This is a genomic window from Anaeromicrobium sp., from assembly GCF_025210435.1.
Classification (GTDB): domain Bacteria; phylum Bacillota; class Clostridia; order Peptostreptococcales; family Thermotaleaceae; genus Anaeromicrobium.
Map to the genome: position 1 here is coordinate 46,203 of NZ_JAOART010000110.1, position 7,117 is coordinate 53,319.

Sequence of the window (7,117 nt, forward strand, 5' to 3'; positions counted from 1 at the left end):
TATGTTAGAAGGGGTTAGGAGGAATAGTATGAGTATAGATGAAAGGTTAAAAATTATTTTTATTGGAATAATCATGGGAGTCATATTTAATTACTTTTTTGTAGATAGGCTTTTAGGTATTTCCGTAGTAATGTATGTATGCATATTTTTGAGTTTAACCATATGGACCATAAGAAAAGAGGAGTATAGGGTTAACAAGTTTAGTTGGGTACTTTTGTTGAGTATAATTCTTTTATGTCTTTCCTTTGGAATATACAATAATGAAGTATTAAATTATATTAATATGGTATTAATTCCCCTATTGATAGTTTCATACCTATGTATAATTTCATATGAAGAGATGAATATATTAAATTTTAATTTTCTAAAGAATATATTGAAAAAAATCACTGTTGGTTCTGTGACAAACTCCTATGAGTTTACAGACTGGACAATAGAGCATTCAAAAGAAATAAGTAAGAAAAGTAAAAATAATACCATATATAGGGGAATATTAAAGGGGATTTTAATATCTTGTCCCTTATTAATAATAATAATAAAATTATTATCATCAGCAGATATGGTATTTGCCTATTATACCTCTGACATATACGAAGGCGTAATTAATATGAACAGAAATATATTTTTTATACGTACCCTTGTATTTTTATTGGTTAGTTTATATACAATAGGATTCATAGCTAATTTTAAATACGAATATAAAGAAAATATAAATAAAAAAATCATTAATATTAAATTATGGGAACCTATAACTTTATTAACCATAATCTTTTTCATATCAATAGTTTATGGATTATTCACTAGTATTCAATTTTCCTATTTATATGGTGGGGTAAAGAATGTACTACCAGGAGGTCTATCCCATGCTTCCTATGCTCGAAGGGGATTTTTTGAATTAATATTTGTAACTCTAATAAACTTTGTTATTCTAATGCTATTTATGAAATTCTCTAAGAAAGATAATGAAAAATTAAATAAACTAATGGATCTATCCTATAGTGTATTAGTGGTATTTACATGTAATATGCTAGTATCTGCCGCTTATAAGATGGCCCTATATGAAGAACGATTTGGCTATACTAGACTTAGGTTATTTGTTGAAAGTTTTATGGCACTTTTAGGTTTAGTACTAGTAATTCTTTTATTAAGTATATGGATAAAGAAAATACCCTTATGTAAATCTGTTGCAGTATGTACATTAATAGTATATATATCTTTAAACTTTATGAATGTGGATAAAATAATAGCTAAAAAAAACATAGAGAGATATGATAAGGACTATGGCATTGATATGGGGTATATGGCAAGTCTATCCTGTGATGCTACAGAGGAGATAGAGGTATTACTAAAATCACAAAGTATACTTGTGGTAGATGGTGCTAAAAAATGTTTAAAAATAATAGATAATAAAACTCATAAGGGCTCCTATTGGTATGAATATAATTACTACAAAAATAAACTTGAGAAAGTAATGAAAAATATTTAGGAATAAGAAAGAAATAAACTAGTCAGTTCTCTAAGGGATTTGGATTATTTTCAAGGCATGGTGAGGGAGCATATTGAACATATGTAAGCGATTTTATAACGAAGAAAATAATTCAAATAACCAGTGAAATGAATAATTTATTTTTTGAATATGCCTTAGAAGGGGTATAGAATGAACTATATTTGGTATATATTGCTGGGGATTTTAATAGGGACTATTAAGTTCATAAGTGTTAAAGCCCCACTGAATAACTTTTTATTTTTATTAAATCCCATAGTTTGGATTGTGAAAAAGTACCTTAATATTAACTTTTCCTATTATGAAAATTTAGGATTTTTAAGTGAAGATATGAATATAAATATTGGAAAGTCCTGCCTAGGAATTAATTTTTTTATAGTAATGTTTTTTATGATAATTACTTCATTTGTGAAAAACATAAAAAGCAGTATAAATAAACTATTCTTTATACTGTTAGTATTAATATATTCATATATGGCTACTATTTTATCCACTAGTGCTAGGATAATAGGATCCATATGTATTATGAGATTAATTCCTGTTGGGTATATGAAGTATGAAAGATTGATTCATGAGTTTGTAGGTGTGTCCTTTTATTTCACCTATATGATAGGATCCTATTATATATTTTTAAAGGGCTTTGAGAAATGGGGGAAGGTTTATGAGAAAAGAATATAAAAAACTGTGTTTCATAGGAGTTCCTTTAGGATGGTATGTGATAGCTAGTTTAATAATGAATAAATTTCTAGCCATAAAGGAAACTGCCCTAGGAGGAACATTGACCATAATTGTAGGAGCAATCATAGCTATTATTTTTTATATCTTTAAAGCTGTTTATGCTAAGATGAAAAATAAGGATGGTTCATGGAAGAAATATACGAGTATTATTATTTTAGTGGGAGCAATAGGTGGACTTTCCTTAAATGAATCTATAGATAATTTGTTTGGGGACTTTTCTCACCCTATTTTTTATATAGTAGCCATTGTAACATGCGTAAATTTATCTATTGTGAATGTATCAGATGAAAAAAAGAAATTAATTTTGTATGGAATAAAATCCATAACATTTTCCTTTACTTTATATTTTTTTGTAATATTTGTTCAACTAATTCCCCTTTCCATTGTTGGTATTGTATTTATGGGGTTAGGCATATTAATGATGGTTCCCATATTTCTGATGATAGTCCACACCATATGTCTATGGAATGATTTTGTCACCTTAAAGGTAAGAGGTGGAAAGTTAAGTCTCATATTAATTTTTCTTATGGGAATTAATATAATACCCATGGGCTTATATGTTAGTGTGAAAAATGATAGGCATAATTTTAATAGGGCCATGGAATATGTATATGAAAGGGCCTTTGAAGATACTAAAAGAAGTGATATAAATTTAGGAGCAATAAAAAGGACTTTAACTAATATAAAATACATAAAGGGATTAGAAAGAAATGATATGGGTAAAACTACTATTCCCTATATAACATCCTTTTATGAAAAGAATATATTAGAAAGTAAATCCATATCAAAGGTAAAGGCTAAAAAAATGGAGGAAATATTTTTAGGTAGTGATCACATTAGTGTTTGGGAGGAAGATTACTACAAAGAAAATGAAGGAATACATTTAGAAAATATAAGCAGTGAAACTATATATGATGAAAAATCAAAAATATATAGAAGTTGGATTCATTTAGAAGTACAAAATGACAAGAGGTGGAGAAATGAATTTAGAACTACCTTTAATATACCAGAAGGGTCATTTATAAGTAATTATTATTTATATGTTAATAATATTAAAAAATATGGCCTTGTGGCAGATAAAAGGGCAGCCAATTGGATATATGAAAGTGAAAAAAGAAAAAGAAGAGATCCAGGAGTATTAACTTATGGGGGAGACAATAGGGTCTTGTTAAAAATTTTTCCCTTTGAGGATAAGGAACTGAGAAAAACTGGAATAGAAATAATTCATAAAGGGCCCATAACGATGGAGTTAGAAGGCAGAAAGATTAAGTTAGAAGGAAAAGATAATAACATGAAATTTGAAAATGAACATTATGCTTATATATCAGCTCTAGGAAAAAATTATTTAGATAAGGTAGTTAGACCTAATAAATATTATTTCATAGTAGATTATTCAGATAAAAATAAAAATTATACATATGATCACATAAAAGACCTAGAATCCTATATAGAAAAGAATAACCTAAAGGATAAGGTAGGAGAAATAATAGGATTAAATTATGAAGAGAATATATTTAATTATGATGAATTTAAGATAAATAAGTTAAATGGTGTGGAAAATAAGGGGGGATTTTATTTAGAAAAATCTATAAAGAGAATACTATATGAAAACTATGTGAAAGATAATACCTCTAGGCCAATAATAGTAGTTTATAGTAATTGGGTAGAAAATGGTGTACTTTCAGATTCCCTAAGGGATTTTAAATTTACCATGCCAGAGGAAATGACTTATTATGAAATGGATGAAAATAATAATCTTATAAAGAGGTATTTAAGTGATATAGATTTTACTAATATGCCATTTGAAGTAGATGAAATAGAAAAGAAAGAAGTTCTAAAATGGCAAAGTAAAGATGGAAGAATATATTATTTACCAGATAATGGGGAAGATAGTATTGTATTATTAAATCACAATATGGATTTAAAGGATGTGAAGGTAAATAACATATGGGAAAAGGGCCTTTTATTAAGAAGTGCTCATATGAGTAGTATCTTTCATCCTGAAAGATATGTAGATAGTACCCTTAACATGGTAAAAGAAAGTATTAGAAGTAAGATCATGAGTCACTCCACATCTTATATTGTTTTAGAAAATAAAGATCAAGAAAATAGAATGCTTAAAAAGCAAAAACAATTATTAGATGCAAAATCTTCTCTTGAACTGGGAGATATAGTAGAAATGAGTGAACCAAATTCTATTTTAATATACGTTTTATTATTATTAGGATTAATATTAATGAGAAATAAAAGAATAAAAAAACTAAAAAACTAACTGGGAAAAATATTCCAGTTAGTTTTTTATATATAAAGGATTTTTCAAATTAATATATAAAATATAAAAGGGGTATAGATTTCCTATTTGTAAACTTGCTTTATGTGAGCCTACTTCAGGAAAATATATTGAAAATCTTTTCCACCCAAGTCCTTGTCACAAGCGAAAGTGTGAATCTTCGTAGGTAGGTTCATGAGTCATGTTGAGGTAGCATAGGATGTTGTGACGTTCCAGGGTTCCAAAGATTTTCAATATATTTTCCCTTGTAGGCAAGTTACTGTATAAAACAAATTTAAAATCAAGAAATCTATATATTTTATGGAGGGATTTTATATGAATAAAAAATGGTTATATGCAGATTTATCATTGGTTTTAGTAGCTTTGGTTTGGGGTTCTACATTTGTAGTTATAAAGGACACTTTATCCCATGCTAAACCACTAGGGTTTATGGCCCTTAGATTTATTTTAGCCACGGTCATATTAGGAGGAATATTTAACAAGAAACTTAGACAGTCTAATAAGTCAGAGATAAGGGCAGGGGCCATTATAGGAGTAATCCTTTATTTAGGCCTTTTGATTCAGACAATAGGACTTATATATACCACCGCTTCAAAGCAGGCTTTTTTAACTGCCGTATATGTGGTAATAGTTCCCTTTTTAGTTTGGATAATATATAAGAAACCACCAGATAGCTATTCCATAATAGGAGCCATACTGGCCCTAATAGGAATTGGATTTTTAACTATAGATGGAAGCTTTAGGGTGGATAGTCTTAATAAGGGGGATATGCTTACTTTATGTTGTGCTCTATTTTTTGCAGGCCACATTGTATCTATAGGGTATTTTGCAAAGGATATGGAACCTATTGTCCTTAGTATAGTTCAATTTGGTGTAACGGCCTTATTATTTTTAGTATCTGCCTTAATAGTAGAAGGGAGTAAATATATCTTACAGCCTAACACTTTAAAGGCAGCTTTATACTTAGCCCTAGTTGGAACAGTATTTGCATACACGGTGCAAAATGTGGCTCAAAAATATACATCATCCACCCATGCGGCCATAATATTGTCATTAGAATCTGTATTTGGAACTATTTTGGGTGTGTATATACTAGGAGAAATAATGACAAGAGAAATGATTATAGGGTGCATAGTAATCTTTGTAGGAATTATAATTACTGAAACTAAATTAGAATTTATTAAAGTAAAAAGGGAAGAGGATAGTTATTAATAACTATCCTCTTCCCTTTTTTCATATGCCTAAAGCCTATTTTTTAATATTTTTTCCATATCTTTGTAAGAAAGCTCTGTTGGATTATTTTTATTAGAACTACTTTTTATTATTTTATCTAATGAATTTTCAGTAATTCCATACTCTCTCAATCTAGGTATTTTATAAGTATCAATTATGTGATCTATGTAGTTTATAAGAGTGGTACAACCTTTTTGTATGCATAAGCTAGGATCATTTGAAAGAATTCTTCCTACTTTAGCATATTTTTCTAGATAGTAAGTGTCTTCATCATATGTAAGTTTGTTTATGTTCAATTTAATAGCCTCACCTAATAAGGTGGCGCAAGCAGTACCATGGGGGATATTAAAATAACCTCCTAGGGGACCAGCAATACCATGAACGATGCCTAGGCCCACATTAGCTAAAACTATTCCTGACAGGAAGGCAGCATATGCTAAGGAAGCACGGGCATTTAAATCTTTTTCATCCTCCAATGCTTTATTAAAACCCTCAGAGAAGGCTTCAATACCACTTAATGCTAATGCGTCTGATAGGGGATTTGATTTTGTAGATAAGTAAGCACCTAATAATTGGGTGAAGGCATCTAGTCCGCTAGATATGGTAACCTTAGTAGGTGTATTTACCATAAAAATAGGATCTATAATAGCCACATTAGGTATGAAGTTACTATGTCTAAGGGATTTTTTAAATCCATCAGAAGACACGTGACTTAATACGGCATTTTTTGTAGCTTCACTACCCGTACCTGATGTGGTGGGCATGGCTATGAATGGTAATTTATTACCAGGATGTTTTTTAGTGTTTTTAGGCAACTCTAAAAAATCCACAGTAGATTCATCTAATAGAAACATGGCAGATATGGCCTTACCCGTATCAATAACACTTCCACCACCTATTGCTACTACTAAATCTATTTTTTCTTCCCTGTGATTTTTCACAATTTCATCTATGAAATAGGGAGAGGGTTCTCCCAATACTTGTACCCGATGAAAATCAATATTATTTTCCCTTAATAGGCATGAAATCATTTCATATTTTCCTGAATTGTCTAGGGAATTTCCTCCCGTAACTAGTATAATATTAGATCCATAATTTAAAATATACTTAGGTAACGCATGAATTTTGTTTTCACCAAATTCAATTTTGGGAACTAGTGAAAAAGAAAAATTATACACTAATAAATCCTCCTTTTGAAAGCTTTAATAATACTATAGATTTCTGGTGTATAAACTTGCTTTATGTGGGCCTATTTCAGGAAACTATTGAAAATCTTTTCCACCCAAGTCCTTGTCACAAGCGAAAGTGTGAATCTTCGTATATAGGTTCATGTGTCATGTTGGAGTAGCATA

5 protein-coding genes are annotated in these 7,117 nt (G+C 29.5%); 4 read left to right on the forward strand and 1 reads right to left on the reverse strand.

Annotated features, from left to right (window positions below; all coding sequences use genetic code 11):
* Positions 1-28: 28 nt before the first annotated feature.
* From N4A57_RS13860 to N4A57_RS13875, 4 genes are all read left to right on the forward strand, one after another.
* Positions 29-1,486: a DUF4153 domain-containing protein gene (locus N4A57_RS13860; RefSeq protein WP_293658587.1), complete on the forward strand. Its 1,458-nt coding sequence runs from the start codon at positions 29-31 to the stop codon at positions 1,484-1,486.
* A 171-nt stretch (positions 1,487-1,657) separates the two neighbouring features.
* Entirely contained in the window at positions 1,658-2,182 is a 525-nt protein-coding gene (gene xrtK / locus N4A57_RS13865) for an exosortase K (protein WP_293658588.1), read from the forward strand.
* Complete coding sequence (locus N4A57_RS13870; protein ID WP_293658589.1) at positions 2,166-4,514, forward strand: MSEP-CTERM sorting domain-containing protein; 2,349 nt, start codon at positions 2,166-2,168, stop codon at positions 4,512-4,514. The genes xrtK and N4A57_RS13870 overlap by 17 nt, the downstream gene beginning before the upstream one ends.
* A gap of 333 nt (positions 4,515-4,847) precedes the next feature.
* Positions 4,848-5,744 carry a DMT family transporter gene (locus N4A57_RS13875; protein WP_293658590.1) on the forward strand — a complete coding sequence of 299 codons (897 nt, stop codon included), beginning with the start codon at positions 4,848-4,850 and terminating at the stop codon, positions 5,742-5,744.
* Between the two features lie 29 nt (positions 5,745-5,773).
* Here N4A57_RS13875 and N4A57_RS13880 read toward each other — a convergent pair whose 3' ends face one another.
* On the reverse strand, positions 5,774-6,943 hold the full coding sequence (locus N4A57_RS13880) for an iron-containing alcohol dehydrogenase (protein ID WP_293658591.1): 1,170 nt from the start codon (positions 6,941-6,943) through the stop codon (positions 5,774-5,776).
* Positions 6,944-7,117: the final 174 nt, after the last annotated feature.

What these genes read in the sequence shown, in the direction of transcription:
- N4A57_RS13860 (WP_293658587.1), top strand. Translation starts at nt 29, where the DNA reads ATGAGTATAGATGAAAGGTTAAAAATTATTTTTATTGGAATAATCATG.
- xrtK (WP_293658588.1), top strand. Translation starts at nt 1,658, where the DNA reads ATGAACTATATTTGGTATATATTGCTGGGGATTTTAATAGGGACTATT.
- N4A57_RS13870 (WP_293658589.1), top strand. Translation starts at nt 2,166, where the DNA reads ATGAGAAAAGAATATAAAAAACTGTGTTTCATAGGAGTTCCTTTAGGA.
- N4A57_RS13875 (WP_293658590.1), top strand. Translation starts at nt 4,848, where the DNA reads ATGAATAAAAAATGGTTATATGCAGATTTATCATTGGTTTTAGTAGCT.